Annotated in this window: 20 protein-coding genes, 1 tRNA gene and 1 pseudogene; 12 read left to right on the top strand and 10 right to left on the bottom strand. The window is 70.3% G+C overall.

The window, feature by feature from the left end:
* The first annotated feature begins 6 nt into the window (after positions 1-6).
* Both OG510_RS23525 and OG510_RS23520 read left to right on the top strand, forming a co-directional pair.
* The gene (locus tag OG510_RS23525) at positions 7-441 is read left to right on the top strand and encodes a hypothetical protein (protein ID WP_406139347.1); all 435 of its coding nucleotides are present in this window, start codon (positions 7-9) and stop codon (positions 439-441) included.
* Positions 442-865: 424 nt separating this feature from the next.
* Positions 866-1432 (top strand): TetR/AcrR family transcriptional regulator, encoded by a 567-nt coding sequence (locus OG510_RS23520; protein WP_406139345.1) that lies wholly within the window; start codon positions 866-868, stop codon positions 1430-1432.
* A 384-nt stretch (positions 1433-1816) separates the two neighbouring features.
* Here the strand turns inward: OG510_RS23520 and OG510_RS23515 are convergent, their stop codons facing one another.
* Positions 1817-3208 (bottom strand): cystathionine beta-synthase, encoded by a 1392-nt coding sequence (locus tag OG510_RS23515; RefSeq protein WP_406142507.1) that lies wholly within the window; start codon positions 3206-3208, stop codon positions 1817-1819.
* A gap of 132 nt (positions 3209-3340) precedes the next feature.
* Here OG510_RS23515 and OG510_RS23510 point away from each other — a divergent pair.
* From OG510_RS23510 to OG510_RS23500, 3 genes and pseudogenes are all read left to right on the top strand, one after another.
* Positions 3341-4315, top strand: a pseudogene (locus OG510_RS23510) (SGNH/GDSL hydrolase family protein); the annotation flags it as partial.
* 433 nt (positions 4316-4748) lie between these two features.
* Positions 4749-5969, top strand: a complete 1221-nt coding sequence (locus OG510_RS23505) for an acetyl-CoA C-acetyltransferase (RefSeq protein WP_406139343.1) — start codon at positions 4749-4751, stop codon at positions 5967-5969.
* A 431-nt stretch (positions 5970-6400) separates the two neighbouring features.
* On the top strand, positions 6401-7252 hold the full coding sequence (locus OG510_RS23500; RefSeq protein ID WP_406139342.1) for a hypothetical protein: 852 nt from the start codon (positions 6401-6403) through the stop codon (positions 7250-7252).
* Positions 7253-7401: 149 nt separating this feature from the next.
* Here the strand turns inward: OG510_RS23500 and OG510_RS23495 are convergent, their stop codons facing one another.
* The gene (locus OG510_RS23495) at positions 7402-7719 is read right to left on the bottom strand and encodes a hypothetical protein (protein WP_406139341.1); all 318 of its coding nucleotides are present in this window, start codon (positions 7717-7719) and stop codon (positions 7402-7404) included.
* Positions 7720-7829: 110 nt separating this feature from the next.
* Here OG510_RS23495 and OG510_RS23490 point away from each other — a divergent pair, with 110 nt between their 5' ends.
* Positions 7830-8060 carry a DUF4287 domain-containing protein gene (locus tag OG510_RS23490; protein WP_164260891.1) on the top strand — a complete coding sequence of 77 codons (231 nt, stop codon included), beginning with the start codon at positions 7830-7832 and terminating at the stop codon, positions 8058-8060.
* A 274-nt stretch (positions 8061-8334) separates the two neighbouring features.
* On the opposite strand, the gene OG510_RS23485 is transcribed toward OG510_RS23490, so the two are convergent.
* On the bottom strand, positions 8335-9216 hold the full coding sequence (locus tag OG510_RS23485) for a Bax inhibitor-1/YccA family protein (RefSeq protein WP_406139339.1): 882 nt from the start codon (positions 9214-9216) through the stop codon (positions 8335-8337).
* A 45-nt stretch (positions 9217-9261) separates the two neighbouring features.
* On the opposite strand from OG510_RS23485, the gene OG510_RS23480 reads away from it, so the two are divergent.
* Positions 9262-10011: a hypothetical protein gene (locus OG510_RS23480; RefSeq protein WP_406139337.1), complete on the top strand. Its 750-nt coding sequence runs from the start codon at positions 9262-9264 to the stop codon at positions 10009-10011.
* Here the strand turns inward: OG510_RS23480 and arsB are convergent.
* Both arsB and OG510_RS23470 read right to left on the bottom strand, forming a co-directional pair.
* Positions 9969-11027: an ACR3 family arsenite efflux transporter gene (arsB, locus tag OG510_RS23475; RefSeq protein WP_406139336.1), complete on the bottom strand. Its 1059-nt coding sequence runs from the start codon at positions 11025-11027 to the stop codon at positions 9969-9971. The two genes, OG510_RS23480 and arsB, sit on opposite strands and share 43 nt — an antisense overlap.
* Before the next feature lie 71 nt (positions 11028-11098).
* Entirely contained in the window at positions 11099-11506 is a 408-nt protein-coding gene (locus tag OG510_RS23470; protein ID WP_406139334.1) for an ArsR/SmtB family transcription factor, read from the bottom strand.
* A 79-nt stretch (positions 11507-11585) separates the two neighbouring features.
* On the opposite strand from OG510_RS23470, the gene OG510_RS23465 reads away from it, so the two are divergent.
* Positions 11586-12062, top strand: a complete 477-nt coding sequence (locus OG510_RS23465; protein WP_406139332.1) for an ArsI/CadI family heavy metal resistance metalloenzyme — start codon at positions 11586-11588, stop codon at positions 12060-12062.
* Between the two features lie 157 nt (positions 12063-12219).
* Here the strand turns inward: OG510_RS23465 and OG510_RS23460 are convergent.
* Positions 12220-12305 (bottom strand) — tRNA-Leu (locus OG510_RS23460).
* Between the two features lie 399 nt (positions 12306-12704).
* Here OG510_RS23460 and OG510_RS23455 point away from each other — a divergent pair.
* Both OG510_RS23455 and OG510_RS23450 read left to right on the top strand, forming a co-directional pair.
* The gene (locus OG510_RS23455; protein ID WP_406139330.1) at positions 12705-13475 is read left to right on the top strand and encodes an ABC transporter ATP-binding protein; all 771 of its coding nucleotides are present in this window, start codon (positions 12705-12707) and stop codon (positions 13473-13475) included.
* A gap of 79 nt (positions 13476-13554) precedes the next feature.
* A complete protein-coding gene (locus tag OG510_RS23450) occupies positions 13555-16074 on the top strand; it encodes an ABC transporter permease (RefSeq protein WP_406139328.1) in 2520 nt (839 codons plus the stop codon).
* Between the two features lie 95 nt (positions 16075-16169).
* Here OG510_RS23450 and OG510_RS23445 read toward each other — a convergent pair whose 3' ends face one another.
* Both OG510_RS23445 and OG510_RS23440 read right to left on the bottom strand, forming a co-directional pair.
* On the bottom strand, positions 16170-17465 hold the full coding sequence (locus tag OG510_RS23445; RefSeq protein ID WP_406139326.1) for a class I SAM-dependent methyltransferase: 1296 nt from the start codon (positions 17463-17465) through the stop codon (positions 16170-16172).
* A 202-nt stretch (positions 17466-17667) separates the two neighbouring features.
* Entirely contained in the window at positions 17668-19083 is a 1416-nt protein-coding gene (locus OG510_RS23440; protein ID WP_164260950.1) for an NAD(P)/FAD-dependent oxidoreductase, read from the bottom strand.
* A gap of 612 nt (positions 19084-19695) precedes the next feature.
* Here OG510_RS23440 and OG510_RS23435 point away from each other — a divergent pair.
* Positions 19696-19968 carry a type II toxin-antitoxin system Phd/YefM family antitoxin gene (locus OG510_RS23435; protein WP_200692811.1) on the top strand — a complete coding sequence of 91 codons (273 nt, stop codon included), beginning with the start codon at positions 19696-19698 and terminating at the stop codon, positions 19966-19968.
* Complete coding sequence (locus OG510_RS23430) at positions 19965-20234, top strand: type II toxin-antitoxin system RelE/ParE family toxin (RefSeq protein ID WP_406139325.1); 270 nt, start codon at positions 19965-19967, stop codon at positions 20232-20234. The genes OG510_RS23435 and OG510_RS23430 overlap by 4 nt, the downstream gene beginning before the upstream one ends.
* A 50-nt stretch (positions 20235-20284) precedes the next feature.
* On the opposite strand, the gene OG510_RS23425 is transcribed toward OG510_RS23430, so the two are convergent.
* The gene (locus OG510_RS23425; protein WP_406139323.1) at positions 20285-21214 is read right to left on the bottom strand and encodes an exopolyphosphatase; all 930 of its coding nucleotides are present in this window, start codon (positions 21212-21214) and stop codon (positions 20285-20287) included.
* A 46-nt stretch (positions 21215-21260) separates the two neighbouring features.
* Complete coding sequence (locus OG510_RS23420) at positions 21261-21815, bottom strand: DUF501 domain-containing protein (RefSeq protein WP_406139322.1); 555 nt, start codon at positions 21813-21815, stop codon at positions 21261-21263.
* Positions 21816-21868 lie beyond the last annotated feature (53 nt).

Here is a 21868-nt window from a genome sequence, read left to right as displayed (position 1 = left end):
GGACCCATGGAAGCCAGCGACCCGGAGTTGAAGAAGGAACTCGACGCCGCCCTGCACGCGCGCAGGGAACTGGGCGAGGATTACGACTCGGCTCTGGTCGAATCGTTCCTGGAGAAGGTCGAGCAGCGGCTCGACGGCACGGTGGACCGGCGGGTGCGCCGGCAGATGGCCGAACAGCAGATGGTGGTCGCCCGGGGCAGCAGCCGTCCGCAGCAGCCCGAGAGCGGGTTCGGCGAGCGGTTCGGGTTCGGGATCGTCACGATGATCCTGGCCGTCCCGCTGTCGGCGATCGGGGTGGTCAACGCGGGGCTGCCGGGGCTCATCGTCACCTGGGTGGGGATCGTGGGCGTCAACACGGTCCATGCCGCGCGCGACGGCGGCCTGTTCCAGCGTCTGCGGTCCCGCTCGAAGTCCCGGCCGGAATCCGACTGGGAGGGCTGACCCGGCCGGTGGCGGGGCCGACCCGGCCGGTCCGGGCCGAGGCGGCTGCCGTACGGTCACCGGCCCCGCACACGGATGATCGCGGGGACCGCCGCACCCCCGGCGGACCGGGGGGCGGGACGACGGCGATCCCCGCGAGGGACGCGGGGCCGGGTCAGGGCCGGCCTACCGCGTCCATGGCGTCCTGGAAGCCGGGAGCCGCTCCGGAGGTCCGTGACGCCGTTCGTGGTGCCGGCTGGTCTCCCTTCCGGCACCCACCAATCTGCCGCAACCGTGTTAAGACGGTGCTGCGCGGGCGTGTCACCCGTGTACCGCTTGGGCGAATCCTGCTGCTCCCGCGCCGCCCTCTCCGCGCTCCGGCCGCTCCGTACCCCTCTCACGAGGACAACGATGTCAGCCTCTGTCGTCACGTAGGATCGGCGCCATGAGTCGCTGGGAGCCGAACGGGCGCGGGCGCCTGGAGCAGGCCGCACTGGAGCTCTACGTCGAGCGGGGCTACGAACAGACCACGGTGGCGGAGATCGCCAAGCGGGCCGGGCTCACGGAGCGCACGTTCTTCCGGCACTTCGCGGACAAGCGCGAGGTGCTGTTCGGGGGCGCGGAGGCGCTGCAGGAGCTCCTCGTGAGCAGGCTGGCCGAAGCGCCCGCCTCCGCCGCGCCGATCGACGCCGTCGCCGCCGCGCTCGATCCGCTGGGCGCCCATTTCCGTGCGCTGCGTGAGCCCGCCCGGCTGCGCCAGAGCGTCATCGCCGCGAACACGGAGCTCCAGGAGCGCGAGCTGATCAAGCTCGCATCACTGGCAGCGGCGCTGGCCGGCGCGCTGCGCGGGCGCGGCGTGGGGGAACCGGCCGCGAGCCTGGCCGCGGAAGCGGGGGTGGCTGTCTTCCGGGTCGCGTTCGAGACCTGGATCGGCGGAAACGGCGAACGCGATCTGTCGGAGATCGCCAGGGAGTCGCTCGCCGAGCTGAGGTCCGTGACCGCGGGCACCTGACCTCGCCGCCCGACCCGTCGACCTCGTCCGCCCCGCCCGGCCTCGTCCGCGACCCGGAAGACAGCCACCCCCGCCCGAATACGGCGGCCGGGCCCCCGGGGGCGGGCGCGAAGCCGCACCGCACCGGGCCCGGCACGGGCCGGCACAGACCGGGCCGGGCCGGGCCGACCGGAAGCCGACCGGCCAGGCGGGCCGACCAGCAGCCGACCCACCCGGTCAGCGACCGGGCCACCGGGCCGGCAGCCGGGCCACCCGATCAGCGACCCAGCGACCAAACCAGCAGCGCGGCCGCCCGACCAGTGCCCCCGCAGCCCTGTCACCCGACCGCCCGACCAGTGCCCCCGCAGCTCGGCGCCCCCGCAGCCCGGCCGCCCGTCCGCCGCCCTACGCCGTGCGGGCCCTGCGGGCCAGGTACGACAGCAGGTCCTGGCGGCTGACCACGCCCGTCGGCTTCCCCTCCACCAGCACGATCGCCGCGTCCGCCTTGCCCAGCACGGCCATCAGATCGGCGACCGGCTCGCCCGAGCCGACCAGCGGCAGCGGTGACGACATGTGCTTCTCCAGCGCGTCGTCCAGCGAAGCCCGCTGGGCGAACAGCGCGTCCAGCAGCTCGCGTTCCACCACCGAACCGATGACCTCGGCGGCCATCACGTCCGGGTGCCCGGCCCCCGGCTTCACGATGGGCATCTGGGACACGCCGTACTCACGCAGCACGTCGATCGCGTCGCCGACGGTCTCCTCCGGATGCATGTGCACCAGATGCGGGATGCCGTCCTCCTTCCCCAGCAGCACGTCCGAGACGCGCGGGTCGGTGCCGGGCTGCTCCAGGAACCCGTAGTCGTTCATCCACTCGTCGTTGAAGATCTTCGAGAGATAACCGCGCCCGCTGTCCGGCAGCAGCACGACCACGATGTCGTCGGGCCCGAGGCCCTCGGCCACCCGCAGCGCCGCCACGACCGCCATCCCGCAGGAGCCGCCGACCAGGAGGCCCTCCTCCTTGGCGAGCCTGCGCGTCATCTGGAAGGAGTCCTTGTCGGACACGGCGACGATGTCGTCGGTCACCGTCCTGTCGTACGCGGACGGCCAGAAGTCCTCACCGACGCCCTCGACGAGGTAGGGCCGCCCCGAGCCGCCCGAGTACACGGAGCCCTCCGGGTCCGCGCCGATGATCCTGACCCGCCCGTCGGACACGTCCTTGAGGTACCGCCCGGTCCCGCTGATGGTGCCGCCCGTGCCGACGCCCGCGACGAAGTGCGTGATCCGCCCCTCCGTCTGCTCCCACAGCTCGGGCCCGGTGGTCTCGTAGTGCGAGCGCGGGTTGTTCGGGTTGCTGTACTGGTCGGGCTTCCACGCGCCCGGCGTCTCCCTGACCAGCCGGTCGGAGACGTTGTAGTACGAGTCGGGGTGGTCGGGGTCGACGGCCGTGGGGCAGACGACGACATCGGCTCCGTACGCCCGCAGCACGTTGATCTTGTCCGTCGACACCTTGTCCGGGCAGACGAAGATGCACTTGTAGCCCTTCTGCTGGGCCACGATCGCCAGCCCGACACCAGTGTTCCCACTGGTCGGCTCCACGATCGTGCCGCCGGGGAGCAGTTCGCCGCTCTGCTCCGCCGCCTCGATCATGCGGACGGCGATACGGTCCTTCACGGAGCCGCCGGGGTTGAAGTATTCGACCTTGGCCAGGACGGTCGCCCTGAGTCCTGCGGTCACCTTGTTGAGCCTCACCAGCGGGGTGTTGCCGACGAGGCCGATCATCGAGTCGTGGATGTGCACCATGGCGGTCAGCGTATTGGACAAGATTGAGCGGCACCGGTCTCCGGGCAGTTAGCTGTTGTACAGCTCGGCCGGCCGGACACCGTACGGCAGGTGCACGGCTATGAGGAGGTGGCAGTGTCGAGGGCGAGGGTGGCGCGACGGATCGCAGCGGGCGCGGCGTACGGAGGGGGGAGCATCGGGCTGGTCGGAGCCGCCGCGGTGGGGGTGCTGCTGGCGGAGGTCCAGCTGGCGAAGCGTTCCGTCGGCGGCGGGCGGGCCCCCTGGGCGCCGAGCGCCGACGGGCGGTACGGGCTGGCGTTCGCGGGCCGTACGGGGCATCTGGAGCCGTTACGGCTGGCCATGCTCGGCGACTCGACGGCGGCGGGCCAGGGCGTACGGCGGGCGGGCCAGACCCCGGCCGCGCTGCTCGCCTCAGGGCTCGCGGCGGTGGCGGAGCGGCCGGTGGATCTGCGCAATGTGGCGCTGCCCGGCGCGATGTCGGACGATCTGGACCGGCAGGTGGGGCTGGTGCTCGCTGATCCGGGGCTGCTGCCCGAGGTCTGCGTGATCATGATCGGCGCGAACGATGTGACGCACCGGATGCCGGCCACGCAGTCCGTGCGTCATCTGGCGACCTCGGTCCGCAGGCTGCGTACGGCGGGCGCCGAGGTCGTCGTCGGGACCTGCCCCGACCTGGGCACGGTCGAGCCCGTCTACCAGCCGCTGCGGTGGCTGGCCCGGCGGGTCTCCCGGCAGCTGGCGGCGGCCCAGACGATCGGGGTGGTCGAACAGGGCGGGCGTACGGTCTCGCTGGGCGAGATGCTGGGCCCGGAGTTCGAGGCCAACCCCCGTGAACTCTTCGGCCCGGACAACTACCACCCGTCGGCCGAGGGATATGCGACGGCCGCGATGGCGGTACTGCCCACGCTCTGCGCGGTGCTCGGCCTGTGGCCGGAGACCGACCACCTGGACGCCACCCGTGACGAGGACATGCTGCCGGTGGCCAAGGCCGCTTCGGCCGCGGCGTCGGAGGCGGGCACCGAGGTCACCGGGGTCCGTGCGCCCTGGGCACTGCTGAAGCACCGCAGGCGGCGGCGCCTGCCGGAGACGGCGGAGGCCGCACCGCCCAGCGAGCGCCGGCACCGGCACTGGCCGCCCGGAAACCACACGCCGGGGAACCATCCGGACGGGGACCACCCTGACGGAGGCCATCCAGGCGGAAGCCACCCGGACGGACACCACCCCGTCGAGGACCACCCTGACGGAAGCCACCGGGACGGAAACCACCCCAGCGGAAGCCACCCGTCCGGGAACCGCCCGTCCGGGCCGCAGCCGCCGGTCGCTCCCGGTCAGGGGCCGGGCCGGGAGCCGGGGGTCGCGCAGCCGCCGGCCCCGCCATCCTGAGCGGTCGCTTAGAAAAGAGTCCCGCATCACACGCCGCCCCCGGTGACCTCGGCGGTACGTCCGGGTAACTTCCAATCAGCCCTGCCGCCGACCCGTAACGCCCGACCAGTAGCGCCGCCTGCCCAGCCCGCCGTCTCAGCCTCATGGAGCCGTGATGCCCGAAGCCGTGATCGTCTCAACCGCCCGCTCCCCCATCGGCCGCGCCTTCAAGGGTTCGCTGAAGGACCTGCGCGCCGACGACCTCACCGCCACCATCATCCAGGCCGCCCTCGCCAAGGTCCCCGAGCTGGATCCCCGGGACATCGACGACCTGATGCTGGGCTGCGGGCTGCCCGGCGGCGAACAGGGCAACAACCTGGGCCGCATCGTCAGCGTGGCCATGGGGATGGACCACCTCCCCGGCTGTACGGTCACCCGCTACTGCTCGTCCTCCCTGCAGACCTCGCGGATGGCGCTGCACGCCATCAAGGCCGGCGAGGGCGACGTCTTCATCTCGGCCGGTGTCGAGATGGTGTCGCGGTTCGTGAAGGGCAACTCCGACAGCCTCCCCGACACGCACAACCCGCTCTTCGCCGACGCCGAGGCGCGCACCGAGGCCGTGGCCAAGAGCGAGGGCGCCTCCTGGCACGACCCGCGCGAGGACGGCCTGGTCCCGGACGCGTACATCGCGATGGGCCAGACCGCCGAGAACCTGGCCGGGCTCAAGGGCATCACCCGCCAGGACATGGACGAGTTCGGCGTACGGTCGCAGAACCTCGCCGAGGAAGCGATCAAGAACGGCTTCTGGGCCCGGGAGATCACCCCGGTGACGCTCCCCGACGGCACGGTCGTCTCCGCGGACGACGGCCCGCGGGCCGGGGTGACCCTCGAAGGCGTACAGGGCCTGAAGCCGGTCTTCCGCCCCGACGGCCGCGTCACCGCGGGCAACTGCTGCCCGCTCAACGACGGCGCGGCGGCCCTGGTGATCATGAGCGACACCAAGGCGCGCGAGCTGGGCCTGACCCCGCTGGCCCGGATCGTCTCGACCGGCGTCACCGGCCTCTCCCCCGAGATCATGGGATACGGCCCCGTCGAGGCGTCGAAGCAGGCGCTGAAGCGGGCGGGCCTGACGATCGGCGACATCGACCTGGCCGAGCTGAACGAGGCGTTCGCCGCCCAGGTCATCCCGTCCTACCGGGACCTGGGCCTCGACCTGGACAAGGTGAACGTGAACGGTGGCGCCATCGCCGTCGGCCACCCCTTCGGGATGACGGGTGCGCGCATCACCGGCACGCTGATCAACAGCCTGCAGTTCCACGACAAGCAGTTCGGCCTGGAGACGATGTGCGTGGGCGGCGGCCAGGGCATGGCCATGGTCATCGAGCGCCTGAGCTGACCCCGCCGGAGCCCCCGGGCTCCACCGCCGCACAGCGAACCCTCGGCAATTCCACAGGAATCCCACAGCAATACGACAGATAAGCACGCAGCGAATTCAGCCAATGACGCTGCGTCGAAAAAAGCGCCCCGATTCCTCCGCGAGAGGGGTCGGGGCGCTCGCCATTCCATTACCCAGAGGCACCTTTGATGACGCCACTGTCACAACTCGGCACCGCTCACGCCTCTCGCCACTCAGTCGTGACCGAATCTCCCCCAGGATGTGACCTATATCCCGGGGTTACTTCATCCCCGCAGGTCACAGCCGAATCAGTGGGCAAACCAGGGCCCAAAGACCTGTCCAATTCATGACGTAATGCACTGACAGCGGACACACTCTCACGACAAGCTGATGTAGGAAGTCGGGGAACGATTGAATCCGGGAGTAAGTCAGTGAGCACTTTGTCGATTGCCCTGCTGCTGACGACGGCCGCCGCCACGGCCGTCGGCGCTGCGTCCCTGCATGCCGCACACGGCCTGCGCCGCCAGATCGCCGCCCTGCGCGACGACCTCGCGGGTGCGTCCGGCGGCACCCGGGGCGCGACCGTACCGGCCGCCCGCGAGGAGACCCCTGCCGCCGAGATACGCGCGGCCGTGGCCGAAGCGCTGGCCGAGGAGCGCGAGCGCGAGCTGGCCGAGGCGCGCGCCTTCTGGGCCGCGCAGGAGTCCCGCGACGCCGCGGACGCCCCGTCCCTGCTGGGCGGCCTGACCGGACTCGGCGAGGACGCCGCGTTCTTCCTGCCGCGCCAGACGGACTTCACCGGCATCGACCCGGCCTTCGAGACGGGCTTCGGTCCCGAGCTGGAACCGGCCGTCGAGGCGGGCGCCGACCTGGACGACGAGCCGGGCGCGGACGAGTACGCGCCGGACAGCGCCGAGCTGGCCGCGGCCCGCCGCAGGCACCCCTCGCACCCCGACTTCGTCCCGGTGCAGACACCTGTGGTGACCGAGCACGAGCGGATGGTCAACCGCCTCGAAGAGCTGGCCGAGACCCGCACCGCGCTCTCCGACGTCCGTCCCGGACCGCTCGGGACGCTCGATGTGTACGTCTTCACGGACGGCACCACGCTCTGTATGACGCCGGGCCACCGCGAGACCGCCGAGCGGCTCTCCGAGGCGCTGCGCGCGGGCGACAACCCGGTCCTGCTGGGCGGTTCCGGCATCTCCGGTGCGTACGCGCTGACCTTCACCTGCGGCGAGGAGAACGTCTACATCCTCGCGGACCGCGTCATAGCGTCGCTGTAACACCGCCCTCCCGGCACAGCCACAGCCGGCACAGCCACAGCCGCCGCGCACACCCCGGGCCGTCACAGCCCGGGTGTCACAAGACCGGGAGTCACAGCCCGGGTGTCACAGCTCGGAGAGTCAGCGCCCCGGGTGTCACAGCCCCGGTGTCACAGCCCCGATCCGGCCTCGGCCGCCTTCACCGACTTCACGGCCTCGTCCAGCTCGACGGACGGGGCCGTTCGCAGCTCTTCGGCCAGGTCATGCGCCGCGACGGCCACTTGGTCGGCGACGGCGAACACCCCGGCGTCCGGCATGATCCGTACGGCGGTGCCCGGAGACTCCAGGCGCTGGGCGCGCGCCGACAGTTCCCTGGCCAGCTCCAGCCCGACGGCGGCGGCGCCGCGCTGGAGCCGGCTCTGCGGGGCGGAGCGCAGCCGGTCGGCGAAGCGGTCCGCTGCGGCGGTGAGGGGCGTCGTATCGAGCACGCCGCGACCCTACGCGCCCGCCCCGGACTGTTGCCAACGGGCCTGAGCTGAGGCACGGTGCAGTGAAGGCACAGCAATACCGACTCAGCGCAATGCCTCCGGAGGCGCCGATGTCCCAAGTCTTCTCCGAAGAGACCCATCGCAACATGCTCTCCCGCATCCCCGAGTGCACGGGCCGTGAAGTGTCGGACTGGCTCCGCGCCGTCGACGAAGGCCCCACCCTCGTCCGCTTCGACGAGAAGGTCAGCTGGCTCAGGACGGAACACCAGCTTGCCTATGGCCATGCCAAGGCGATCATCCACGAGTACGACCTGCGACGAGCCGCACGCCGGCTCGTCTAGGTCCTGTCCGGTCGGTCCTCGTGGATCAGCCCGCGGCGTCTGGTGCGGTGCCTCGCAAGGCGGAGGATCGCCCCCGTACTGGACGTACTGGGGCGAATCCGACAACGCCGCGAGGTGCCGTGCCAGGCGTCGCGGGCCCACGAAGACCGACCGGACAGGGCCTGGGCGCCCCCGGCGAATACGAAGGCGAACCATGAAGGGGCCCGCCCGGACGTATCCGGGCGGGCCCCTTCGCCGACAGCTGCGCCGTCCAGCCGTCTGACCGTCCAGCCGCCTAGTCGTTGCCGCTGAAGATCGCGACCAGCCGCAGCATCTCCAGATAGATCCAGACGAGTGACATGGTCAGGCCGAAGGCCGCCAGCCATGACTCCTGGCGCGGGGCGCCGTAGGTGATGCCGTCCTCGATCTGCTTGAAGTCAAGCGTCAGGAAGAAGCAGCCGATCAGGATCGCCAGCACCCCGACGAGCGCGCCGAGCGGACCGAAGTCGCGCAGCCCGCCGTTACCGGCGATGCCGAAGGCGACCAGCAGCAGATTGACCACCATCACCATCAGGAAGGCCATCGCGATGGTCATGCCGATGCGGGCGTACCGCGCGGTGACCCGGATCCAGCGCTGCTTGTACGCCAGCAGGCTCGCGGCCGACACCGCCATCGTGCCCAGCACCGCCTGGAAGGGCGCACCGGACCACTGGCTGTTGTACATCTCGCTGATCACGCCGAGGAAGACGCCCTCGAAGAACGCGTAGCCGAGGATCAGCGCGGGTGCCGGTGTGCGCTTGAAGGACTGCACCATCGCCAGCACGAAGGCCACCAGCGCGGCGCCGATGGCCAGCCCGTAGCTGGTCGAGGAGACCGGCAGCAGCACCCAGGCCAGAGCCGCGCCGACAGCGACCGTGCCGAGCGTGACGGCCGTACGCGAGACGACGTCGTCCATCGTCATCGCGCCGGCGCGGGCGGGCGCCTGGGGGCCGTACGGGTCGGTCGCGTACGGATTCGTCGCGTACGGGTTGGCCGCGTAGGGGTTCTGTCCGGGCGGGGTCTGCGCGTACGGGTTACCTGCCGCTGGGCCCCCGGCCTGCGGCGCCGCGTTGAATCCCGCGTAGCCGTTGTCGCGGCTGAAGCCCCGTCGCGAGAAGACCGGGTTGCTGCTCCTCATCTCACTCCTCAGTGGCCACGGTGCGTGGCCTCGTGCACCAGAGTAATGGGACAGCAAAGAGAAGGGTGTAGTGCCTGGGAAGGATCTTTCCCCGATACCGGCCCGGCCGAAGGTGGCTGTGACGGCGGCACGGCGCCCCGAACTCCGGCTCGTTCTTCCGCAGCCCGCACCATCCACGCCCGCAGATACTGCCGGTCATGGACAGACCAAAAACTGAACGGCTCTTCGCCACACTCGCCGCATGCGCGGCCGGCGTCTCCCTGCTCGTGGGCGTCCAGGCCACCCCCGTCCGCAGAGACCTTCTGCGGCTCCCACTCGGTCGATGGCGCCATCTGGACCGAGTACACCCAGACACCCGGTGTGCAGCAGTCCCTCGGCTGTCCCACCAGCGATGAACTCGGCTTCCCCGACGGGGTCGGCATCCGCCAGCAGTTCCAGAACGCCACGGTCTACTGGTCCCCCGGCACCGGAGCGCACGCGGTGCACGGCAACATCGGATGGTGGTGGGGACAGTACGGGTACGAACTTCCAACAGCTGATGTGCCACGCGGAGTTCTCCTACCCCAACACCAGCGGTGGGCACTTCGGCGGTCCCATGACGGGAATCGTCGCTGGTGGCGGGCTTGTTCGCTACGGAGGACCGATACCTTCGGGGAAACGCACGGGGTATCCGGTCATGATTCGTCCGGTCCTATGAACCACCCGGGAAACAGCCCGCGTTGTGACGCCGACGAACAAGACCTCGGGCAGGGTCAGGCACGGGCGGGGTCTTCGGCAGCGGTGCCGGTGAAGTAGCGGCGGGCGTACAGCGCGACGTACACGAGGCCGATCAGCACCGGTACTTCGATGAGCGGGCCGACCACGCCGGCCAGGGCCTGCCCGGAGGTGGCGCCGTACGTGGCGATGGCGACCGCGATGGCGAGCTCGAAGTTGTTGCCCGCCGCGGTGAAGGCGAGCGTGGTGGCCCGCGGGTGGTCAAGGCCGACGGCCCGGCCGAGTGCCATGGAGCCGGTCCACATGAGCGCGAAGTAGACCAGCAGCGGCAGGGCGATGCGGGCCACGTCGAGCGGCTTGGAGGTGATGGCGTCGCCCTGGAGGGCGAACAGGATGACGATGGTGAACAGCAGGCCGTAGAGGGCGAAGGGGCCGATGCGCGGGATCAGCCTCGCCTCGTACCAGGTGCGGCCTCTGGCCCTCTCGCCGACGCGGCGGGTGAGGTAGCCGGCCGCGAGCGGGATGCCCAGGAAGATCAGTACGCTGCGGGCGATCTCCCACACCGAGACGTTGAGGCCGCTCTGCGCAAGGCCGAGCCAGCCGGGCAGGACACTCAGGTAGAACCAGCCGAGGGCCGAGAACGCGATCACCTGGAACACGGAGTTCAGGGCGACCAGGACGGCGGCCGCCTCACGGTGCCCGCAGGCGAGGTCGTTCCAGATGATGACCATGGCGATACAGCGGGCCAGGCCCACGATGATCAGGCCGGTGCGGTACGCGGGCAGGTCCGGCAGGAAGATCCAGGCCAGGGCGAACATGAGCGCGGGGCCGATGACCCAGTTCAGCAGCAGCGAGGGCAGCAGGAGCCGACGGTCCCGGGTGACGGTGTCGAGGCGGTCGTAGCGGACCTTGGCCAGCACCGGGTACATCATCACGAGCAGGCCCAGCGCGATCGGCAGGGACACCCCGCTCACGGTCACCGTCGCCAGCGCGTCCCCGAGCCCGGGCACCAGGCGTCCCAGGCCGAGCCCGGCCACCATCGCGGCGAGGATCCACAGAGCCAGGTAGCGGTCCAGGAACGACAGGCGCCCGGCCACGCCCCGATCGGGCCGCCCGGCCACGCTCCGGTCAGGCCGCCCGGCCGCGCCCCGGTCAGGTGCGCTCCGGTTCATGACGCGACTCCGCCGGTCTCCGCGTGGACGCGCAGGGCTTCGCCCGCCGGGCGGGTCAGGATGCCCGCGAGACGGTCGGTCATCTCCGGCAGCAGCCAGTAGTAGACCCAGGTGCCGCGCCGCTCGCAGTCGATCAGCCCCGCCTGCCGCAGCAGCTTGAGGTGGTGGGAGATCGTCGGCTGGGACAGGTCGAAGGCCGGGGTGAGGTCGCAGACGCAGATCTCGCCGCCCTCCCGCGAGGCGATCATCGACAGGAGGCGCAGCCGGACCGGATCACCCAGCGCCTTGAACACCTTCGCCAGCTCAACGGCCTGGTCCTCGCCCAGCGGCGCGGTCAGGAGCGCCGGGCAGCAGCCATTGTCCCCGGCGGCCCGACCCCGCACGGCACATTCTTGCTTCGACATACGTCTATATTGACAGGCTTCGATCCAAGGCGCAATGCTGAATCGACAGACATCAATGCAAGCCGATGGGAGTACCGCCATGTCTCGCGCTCAGCTCGCCCTGCGCGTCAGCGACCTCGAAGCGTCGATCACCTTCTACTCGAAGCTGTTCGGCACCGGACCCGCCAAGCGGCGCGAGGACTACGCCAACTTCGCGATCAGCGAGCCGCCGCTCAAGCTCGTCCTCATCGAGGGCGAGCCAGGACAGGACACCCGCCTGGACCACCTCGGCGTCGAGGTCGACTCCGCCGACCAGGTCTCCGCCGCGACCGGACGGCTCAAGGACGCCGGCCTGGCCACCTTCGAGGAGAACGACACCTCCTGCTGCTACGCCCTCCAGGACAAAGTGTGGGTCCACGGCCCCGGCCAGGAGCCCTGGGAGGTCTATGTGGTCAAGGCCGACGCCGGCACCCTCGGCAAGAGCGCCGACCCCGGCCCCACCGGCAGCAGCCGCTGCACCGGTCAGACCGACGGGACGGCGCCGGAAGCGGCGGCCGGCTGCGCCTGCGGCAGCTGACGCAGCTGCCTCGGCAATGACTTCGCGGTGCCTCAGGGGACACCGCGGAGTCCGAAGGAGGGGAAGCGGGCCGGCCGTACGCGCCCACGGCACACCCAAGGACACAGCAGGTGAGCCGGTTCGGGTCGCTTCCGCGGGTCAGGTTCCGTTTGCGCGGTGGTGCCCGGAACCGGACTTGAACCGGTACGCCCCCGAGGGGCAGCGAGGTTTAAGCTCGCCGTGTCTGCATTCCACCATCCGGGCAAGACGCGCGGCACCGCATTCGCGATTCAGAGACTATCCGGACGCGCCGCCCGGACAGCGGACCCTTAACCCGATGTTGTCTTATTTTATTGATGCCTGAAGGTCCGTCAGCCAGTGGATGCGCCATCGGCACATGCCGCACGTGGTGGCGGGCCCGTACCGGGGGGTACGGGATTGACGGAAAGTCGCCGTACCCCGCCGCCCGTACCGGCCGGGCCGCCCGGCCCGTGTGCCCCCGGCGGGCCGTCTCGGGGGTGGTGTCATACCGGAGGAGGAGGCGGCGCCCTCCCGGTCCCTCTCAAGAGGGCTACGGGAACGGGTATGCGGAGTGACGTTCCGGCGCCGGGCGGCAGACAGGATGAAGAGGTCCCCGCATCCCGTTCCGAACAGGAGCTCCACGTGACCTCGACCACCACCGCCCGCCGCGCCACCGCGGTGGCTGCCCGCGCCACCGACCTCTCCAAGGTGTACGGCCACGGGGAGACCCAGGTGGTCGCCCTGGACGGCGTCTCCGTGGACTTCCGGCAGGGCGAGTTCACCGCGATCATGGGCCCGTCCGGTTCCGGGAAGTCGACGCTGATGCACTGCGTCGCGGGCCTCGACACCTTCACGGCGGGATCCGTACGCATCGGTGAGACCGAGCTGAGCACCCTGAAGGACAAGCAGCTCACACAGTTGCGCCGGGACAAGATCGGCTTCATCTTCCAGGCGTTCAACCTGCTGCCCACGCTGACGGCCGCCGAGAACATCACGCTGCCGATGGACATCGCGGGCCGCAAGCCCGACAAGGCGTGGCTGGCGAACGTCATCGAGATGGTGGGCCTCAAGGACCGGCTCAGCCACCGCCCCACCCAGCTCTCCGGCGGCCAGCAGCAGCGCGTCGCGGTGGCCCGCGCGCTGGCCTCGCAGCCCGACATCATCTTCGGCGACGAGCCCACCGGGAACCTGGACTCGCGCTCGGGCGCCGAGGTACTCGGCTTCCTGCGCAACTCCGTGCGGGAGCTGGGCCAGACCGTCGTCATGGTGACGCACGACGCGATGGCCGCCGCCTACGCGGACCGGGTCATCTTCCTCGCCGACGGCCGGATCGTCGACGAGATGCTGGCGCCCGGCGCCGACGCCGTACTGGACCGGATGAAGGAGTTCGACGCCCGGGGCCGTACCAGCTGACCCGGGCCCGGCCGGCCCCACTCCGTACGGGCGACTCCGCCCGCTCCGCCTGCTCCTCACCTCAGGACTGACACCCACCATGTTCCGTACCGCCCTGCGCAATGTGCTCTCGCACAAGGCCAGGCTGCTGATGACCGTCCTCGCCGTGCTGCTCGGCGTGGCGTTCGTCTCCGGCACCCTGGTCTTCACCGACACCCTCAGCCACGCCTTCCGCAACCAGTCGGCCAAGAACTACTCGGACATGGCCGTGTCCGTCACCTCCTACTCCGACCAGGACAACCCCAAGGAGCCCCCCGGGGTCAGTACGAAGACCCTGGACCGGATCAGGGGCCTGGACGGTGTCACATCGGCCACCGGCCGCGTCAGCGGGTTCGCCGGCGTCGCCGACCACAAGGGCAAGCTGATCGGCAACGGCTGGTCGAACAAGGGCGGGAACTACTCCCCCGGCGCCCACGGCAAGGACAGCCAGTACGCGATCACCGACGGCTCGGGCCCGGCGCGGGCCGGCCAGATCGCGCTGGACCGGGACACCGCGGACAAGGGCGGCTACCACGTGGGCGACTCCGTGCGGGTCGCGACGAACGGACCGGTCCGTACGTACACCCTCGCCGGGATCTTCACCACCGACGACGGAGCGGTCGGCGCGGGCGGCAGCCTGGTCCTCTTCGACACCGCGGTCGCGCAGAAGCTCTATCTGCAGCCCGGCTGGTACCAGGACGTCAACATCGCGGCCTCCCCCGGCACTTCCGAGTCGAAGCTCCTCGCCTCGGTCAAGCCGCTGCTCCCCAAGAACGCCGAAGCCCAGACCGGTAAGGAGCTGGGCGACCAGCAGGCCAAGGACATCGAGCGGGAGATGTCGGGGCTGAGCCAGATGCTCCTCGGATTCGCCGCGGTCGCGCTCTTCGTCGGGATCTTCCTGATCTCCAACACCTTCACCATGCTCGTCGCCCAGCGCACCAAGGAGCTGGCCCTGCTGCGCGCCGTCGGCGCCTCCCGCAAGCAGGTCACCCGCTCGGTGCTCGCCGAGGCGCTGGTGGTCGGCACGGTCGCATCCGTGGTCGGCTTCGTACTCGGTATCGGCCTGGCCGTTGGACTGCGTTCCGCGATGGGCTCGTTCGGGGCGAAGGTGCCCGGCGGTCCGCTGATCGTGGCGCCCGGCACCGCGCTGGCCGCGCTGCTCGTCGGCGTGGTGATCACGGTGCTCGCCGCCTGGCTGCCCGCCCGCCGGGCGGCGAAGATCCCGCCGGTCGCTGCCATGGGCAGCGCCCATCTGCCCGCCACGACCAAGTCCCTGGTGGTACGGAACTCGATCGGCGCCGTCATCACCCTGCTCGGCGCCGTGGTGATCCTCGCCGGTGCGTCGGCCGGCTCCGGCGGCCGGATGATGATCGGTGCCGGTGCCTTCCTGGCCCTGATCGGTGTGATCGTGCTGATCCCGCTGCTCTCCCGGCCGGTCATCGCGCTCGTACGGCCGCTGCTGACCCGGGTGTTCGGGGTGTCGGGCAAGCTCGCGGGCCAGAACGCGGTCCGTAACCCGCGCCGCACCGGGGCCACCGCATCCGCGCTGGCGATCGGTCTGACGCTGGTCACCGGGCTCACGGTGATCGGGGTCACGGTGGGCCAGTCCGTGGACCGGATGACCACCGATAACTTCAAGGGCGACTACATGGTCGAGATGGCCAACGGCATGTCGCTCACCCCCTCCACCGTCACCGCGCTGGAGAAGGCGAAGGGCGTCACCGCGGTCTCCCCGCAGGCCGGCAGCCAGATCGTCATCGACGGCAGCGACCAGGCGGTCTCCGGGGTGAAGCCCGGCGACATCCAGCAGGTGCTCAGCCTCCCGGTGGTCTCGGGCTCGCTGGACTCGCTCGCCCACGGCCGGATCGCCGTCGAGCAGAAGACGGCGGAGAAGAAGGGCTGGAAGCCCGGCAGCAAGGTGTCCGCGAAGTACCTGGACGACAAGAAGGGCTCGCTGACGGTCGGCGCGGTCTTCGAGGAGAACCAGTTCGTCTCGCCCGTCCTGGCCCCCATGACGGTGCTCACCGCACACGAGAAGAAGCCGGAGATCCAGCAGATCTTCGTGAAGACGGACGGCGGCTCGGGTGAGCAGACCCTGGTCGACGCGATGGGCGGCAACCCGGCCATCTCCGTCCTGAACCAGCAGGACATCCGCAACGCCATGGGCGGCATGATCAACACCACCCTGAACGTCATGTACGGGCTGCTGGCGATGGCCCTGATCATCGCGGTGCTCGGCGTCATCAACACCCTGGCGATGTCGGTGTTCGAGCGTCAGCAGGAGATCGGGATGCTGCGGGCCATCGGCCTCGACCGGGCCAAGGTGAAGCGGATGATCCGGCTGGAGGCCGTGGTGATCTCGCTGTTCGGCGCGGTGGTCGGGATCGCGCTGGGGACCTTCCTGGCCTGGGCGGTCGGCCAGACCATCAAGTCGAGCATCCCGCACTACGTGCTGGTCATGCCGTGGGGCCGGATCGCCGTCTTCCTGGCGCTCGCGGCGGTCGTCGGAGTGCTGGCCGCCCTCTGGCCGGCCCGCAGCGCCGCACGGCTGAACATGCTGACGGCGATCAAGACGGAGTAGACGGTCCGCCACAGGTCATACGCAGGCGGGAGGCCCGGGACATCGACAGTGTCCCGGGCCTCCGTGCTGCGGTGTACCTCGCGTACCCCGGCCGGTCAGCGCCAGTCGCGGGTCCGGCGCGGCAGGCCGGAGGCCCCGCCCTCCGGGGTCTTCACGGCCAGCACCTGGTTGACGCCGATCCGGTTGTTCTCGAAGGCGAGCGCGGAGGCGGCCATGTACAGCCGCCAGACCCGGGCCCGGCCCGGACTCGTCAGCCGGACCGCCTCCGGCCAGCGCGCCTCCAGATTGGCGACCCACTCACGCAGCGTCAGCGCGTAGTGCTCGCGGAGCATCTCGACGTCACGGGCCTCGAAGCCGGCCTCCTCCAGCAGCTCCACGGTCCGGCCGATCGGTGACAGCTCGCCGTCGGGGAAGACGTAGGAGTCGATGAACGCGTCGATCTCGTACGCCGATTCGTCCCGTTCGGGGCGGCGGCCGATCTGGTGGTTCAGCAGCCGGCCGCCCGGCTTGAGGAGCGCGAACAGATCGTCCGCGTACTCCCGGTAGCGGACGGAGCCGACGTGCTCGGCCATCCCGATCGACGAAATCGCGTCGTACGGGCCGTCCTTGACGTCCCGGTAGTCCTGGACGCGGATCTCGATACGGTCGGTCAGGCCCTCGTCGGCGATGCGCTTGCGCGCGTACACGGCCTGCTCGCGGGAGAGGGTGACACCGGTGACCCGGGCGCCGTACTCGCGGGCGGCGTGGATGGCCATCGAGCCCCAGCCGCAGCCGACATCGAGCAGCCGCATGTCCTCCTTGAGCGCCAGCTTGCGGCAGACCAGGTCGAGCTTGTCGCGCTGGGCGGTCTCCAGCGTGGAGTCCTCGGCCCAGTAGGCGCAGGAGTAGACCATCGAAGGCCCGAGCACCAGTTCGTAGAAGTCGTTGCCGACGTCGTAGTGGTGACTGATCGCCTGCTGGTCGCGGCGCTTGGTGTGGACCGGGCCCCGGCGGCGTCTGATCTCCTCGGCGGGCGGGGGCGGCGGGGGCAGCAGCCCGCCGATGTCGAGCAGTCCGCGGGCGGCGGCCCGCAGCTTCGGGTCGAACAGCGGGAGGCGCGCCTTCTTGAGCTCCGCCGGGTCGTCGCGCTCCCAGATGAGACCGGCGAGCAGATCGAGCGCCGCGTACAGATCGCCGTCCACGTCGATCTCGCCCGCGACCCAGGCGCGGGCCAGGCCGAGCTCCCCCGGCTTCCACAACAGCCGCCGCAGGGCTCGCCGGTGACGGATCACGAGAACGGGCGTACCCGGCGGCCCTGACTCGCTGCCGTCCCAGGCCCGGATGCGGACGGGGAGCGGGGCTCCCAGCAGCTCCTCGGCGAGAGTGGTCAGCCGCAGCGCGGCGTCGGCCATGGCGCACACCTCCGTACAGATGGAAAAGGCTCAGCAGTAGGTAAACACCGAACACCCGCTGCCACAGTCCCAATACCACGTAACGGGAGCGTAAAATCCATGGTGGATACATGTACATCTGTCCCGGAACGCCGAAAGGGCCGCCCGCACCACGGATGGCGGGCGGCCCTTCGGGCCTGAACGGACCTGCTGTACTACGGGGTCAGGCCTTGGCCTTCTCGGCGTCGGCCTTCGACCCGGCATCGGGCTTGCCCGCTTCGGACTTCGCCGCGGCGGGACGGGGCGCCGGCTTGGCCGCCTCGTAGAACTCCTCGCGCGGAGTCTCCATGGCGCCGAGCGAGACGACCTCGCGCTTGAGGAACATCGCGAGCGTCCAGTCGGCGACGACGCGGATCTTGCGGTTCCAGGTCGGCACCGCGAGGCCGTGGTAACCACGGTGCATGTACCAGGCGAGACGGCCCTTGACCTTGATCTTCATCTTGCCCATGACGATCATCGCGACGCCCTTGTGGAGGCCGAGGCCCGCCACCGCACCCTTGTTGGCGTGCTCGTAGTCGCCCTGCGGGAAGCCGCGCATGCCCGAGATGACGTTGTCGCCGAGGACCTTGGCCTGGCGCAGCGCGTGCTGGGCGTTCGGCGGGCACCAGGCGTTCTCGACACCGGCCTTGCGGGCGGCCATGTCCGGGACCTGCGCGTTGTCGCCCGCGGCCCAGATGTAGTCCGTGCCCTGCACCTGGAGCTTCTCGGATGTGTCCACGTGGCCGCGGGGGCCGAGCGGCAGACCGTAACGGGCCAGGACCGGGTTCGGCTTGACGCCGGCGGTCCAGACGAGCGTGTCGGCGTCGACCTCGAGGCCGTTGTTCAGCACCACGTGGCCGTCGACGCAGGAGTCCATGCCGGTCTTGAGGTAGACCTCGACACCGCGGGACTCCAGGTGCTCCTTGCCGTACGCGCCGAGCTTCGGCCCGACCTCGGGAAGGATCTTGTCCGCCACGTCGACCAGCAGGAAGCGCATGTCCTCGCGCTTGACGTTGGTGTAGTACTTCGCGGCGTCCCTGGCCATGTCCTCGACCTCGCCGATGGTCTCCGCTCCCGCGAAGCCACCGCCGACGAAGACGAAGGTGAGCGCCTTGCGGCGGACGTCCTCGTCGGTCGTCGAGTCGGCCTTGTCGAGCTGCTCGAGGACGTGGTTGCGCAGGCCGATCGCCTCTTCGACGCCCTTCATACCGATGCCCTGCTCGGCGAGGCCGGGGATCGGGAAGGTGCGGGAGACCGCGCCGAGCGCGATGACCAGGTAGTCGAAGGGCAGCTCGTAAGCCTCGCCGACGAGCGGCGCGACCGTGGCGACCTTGCGGTCCTGGTCGATCGTGGTGACTCGGCCGGTGAGGATCTCTGCCTTGGGCAGCACGCGTCGCAGCGGGACGACGACATGCCGAGGCGAGATGCTGCCGGCAGCAGCTTCGGGGAGGAAGGGCTGGTACGTCATGTACGAGCGCGGGTCCACGACCGTGACGGTCGCTTCGCCGTAGCGCATCTTCTTGAGAATGCGTCGAGCTGCGTACAGGCCTACGTACCCGCCTCCAACTACGAGGATCCTGGGACGCTCCGTGGTGCTCATGGCAACGAGTATCCACCTCATGGGAGGGGGTACCTCGTGCGCCCCTTCACAAGGTCCCTGGACACCTCTGCTACACTGCGCGACCCGCATGACGCAGGTCACTCCCGCACAGGGGAACCAGCATGCCTCGGCGGACGTTGTCCACCCCTCTTGAGCTGGCCCTCACGGTGTCGCACCGGGTGGACCACCGCCCGGTGTCATCCGCCCGCAACACGCAGGACACCGCCCGCGAAGGACGCGACAGGGGCTTACGGGCACCCGCCGGGGGCGAATGTCCACGGATCTTCGGCCGACAGGCCCCAATTCCTTGTGAAGAACTTCACGAACTTTCTCGCGGCCGGTCGCCGGAACGGCCACCGAGGGCGCCCCGGAAGGCTGACAACGCTGTCAGAGCGCCCCCCGAAGGGGCCTCGCGAAAGCCGCCAGGGCGGGGCTCCGGCCGGCGTATCGCGAGGGCGGTACGCCTACGGTGATCACCCGCACCGGCGGGCCCGTCGCGCCCGGAAGGTCACTCGCCGGCGACGCTCCACGCGATGCCGTCGGGCATCGCCTCCAAAGCGTCACTCAATCCCGAGTCGTGTACGTGTACACGATCGTGCGTACACTTCCTTTATGGCCGAGAGCACTGTGACTGTACGGGAAGCCCGCGCACACCTGGCGGACCACATCAATCGTGCCGAGGAGGGCACACCTACGGTGATCACCCGCAACGGCGAGCCCGTCGCGGCCGTGGTGCCGATCGCGGACTTCAACGCACTGGAGGAAGCAGCCGACGTGTTGCTGGCCCGGGAGGCGGAAGCGGTCCTGGCCCAGGGCGGCCCGACGGTGCCTATGGCTGAGCTGCTGGCAGACCTGTTCGCCGAGCGCACCGACGACGCGGCGTGAAGTACGAGTTCCGGTTCACCACAGCCGCACAGCGGCAACTTCGGGCCATCGACCGGCCTGCCGCCATGCGCATCCTGGCGGCGCTGACCGCGCTCGGCGACGATCCGTACCGTGAGGACGCCGACATCAGGAAACTCACCGGCCCGTCGGGCCTCTATCGGCTCCGGGTCGGCAGCTACCGGGTCGCCTATCAGGTCGAAGACGGCGAGCTCATCATCCTCGTCGTCAAGATCGGCGACCGGCGCGACGTCTACCGCACCATCTGAGATCAGGCGGCCCGGAGCCCTGAGACTCCGGGCCGCCTCACAGCAGAGGGTCACTCGTCGTCGAGTGCGGCATGCCAAGCAATGCCGTCGAGGATGTCGTGCTCGCTGACGACCACCTCGCGGGCCCCGGTCCGCTTCATCACGGAGTGCAGGATCATCGCGCCCGCGCCGATGACGTCCACCCGCCCCGGATGCATCACCGGGATCGCCGCCCGCTCCTCGTGGGACGAGATCAGCAGGGTGCCGGCGATCTCGCCGACCTGCGCCGCGGTGATCCGGGAGTGGTGGATCGCGGTCGATTCATAGGCGTCGAGCCCCAGCGCGATGGCGCCGACCGTGGTCACCGAACCGGCGAGGCCGACGAGCATGCGGTTCCCGGACAGCGGGACCGTCTCCGCCGCCTCGTCCAGCGCGGCGTCGATGTCGGCACGCATCGCGGTGATCTCGCCGAGCGTCGGCGGGTCGTGGCGGACGTGCCGCTCGGTGAGCCGTACGCAGCCGATGTTCACGGAGCGGGCCGCCCTGACGTGCTCGTCCCCGACGACGAACTCGGTGGAGCCCCCGCCGATGTCCACGACCAGATACTCACCGCCCTGCCCCGCCAGCTCCTTCGTCGCGCCGGTGAAGGAGAACTCGGCCTCCTGGTCGCCGGTGATCACCTCGGGTTCGACGCCGAGGATGTCGCGCACCCCGCTGACGAACTCGTCGCGGTTCTCGGCGTCGCGGGACGCGGACGTGGCCACGAAGCGGAGGCGCTCGGCGCCGTGGGCCTTGATGACCTCGGCGTACTCCTTGCAGGCCGCGAAGGTCCGCTCCAGCGCCTCGGGGGCGAGCCGGCCCGTCCTGTCGACGTCCTGGCCGAGCCGGACGATGGTCATCCGCCGGTCCAGGTCGACGAGTTCACCGGTGGCGGGGTCGGCGTCCGCGACGAGCAGACGGATGGAGTTCGTACCGCAGTCAATGGAAGCGACGCGGGTCATATGGGTGTCCTCTCGTGGAGCCGGGGTTCCGTCCCGGCCCGGATCCTCAGAGACTGTCGCCGAGCGGGGCGGAGCCCTCGCCGTCCCGCGCCCGCGGCACGCACGGGCCCTTCGCCCACCACTCGGGCAGCATCGCGATCGCCTCGTCGCCCAGCGGGTTGACGCCGGGTCCCGCGGCCAGCGAATGCCCCACCAGGACGTGCAGGCACTTGACCCGGTCCGGCATGCCGCCCGCGCTCGGGAAGCCCTCCAGGACCTCGATCGCGTCGCGGCGCGCGAGGTAGTCCTCGTGTGCGGCCCGGTAGGCGGCGGCCAGTTCGGGGTCGGTGCGCAGGCGCTCGGTCATCTCCTTCATGACGCCGTTCGCCTCCAGCGTGCCGATCGCGGAGGCGGCACGCGGGCAGGTCAGGTAGTACGTCGTCGGGAACGGCGTGCCGTCCTCCAGACGCGGGGCCGTCTCGACGACGTCCGGGTTGCCGCACGGGCAGCGGTGCGCGATGGCGCGCAGCCCGCGGGGCGGGCGGCCGAGCTGCTCCTTGAACGCGCTGATGTCCGCGTCGGTGGGCTCGGTATGTTCGGTCTGCGGAGGGGGCGTTTCCATGCCTGCCTTGGATCTGAGTACGTGTGAGGTGAGTGCCTGTGAAGTGAGTGCCT

Source organism: Streptomyces sp. NBC_01089 (assembly GCF_045162975.1).
In the GTDB taxonomy this organism is placed as follows: domain Bacteria; phylum Actinomycetota; class Actinomycetes; order Streptomycetales; family Streptomycetaceae; genus Streptomyces.
This window is presented reverse-complemented; position numbering and strand designations above follow the sequence as displayed.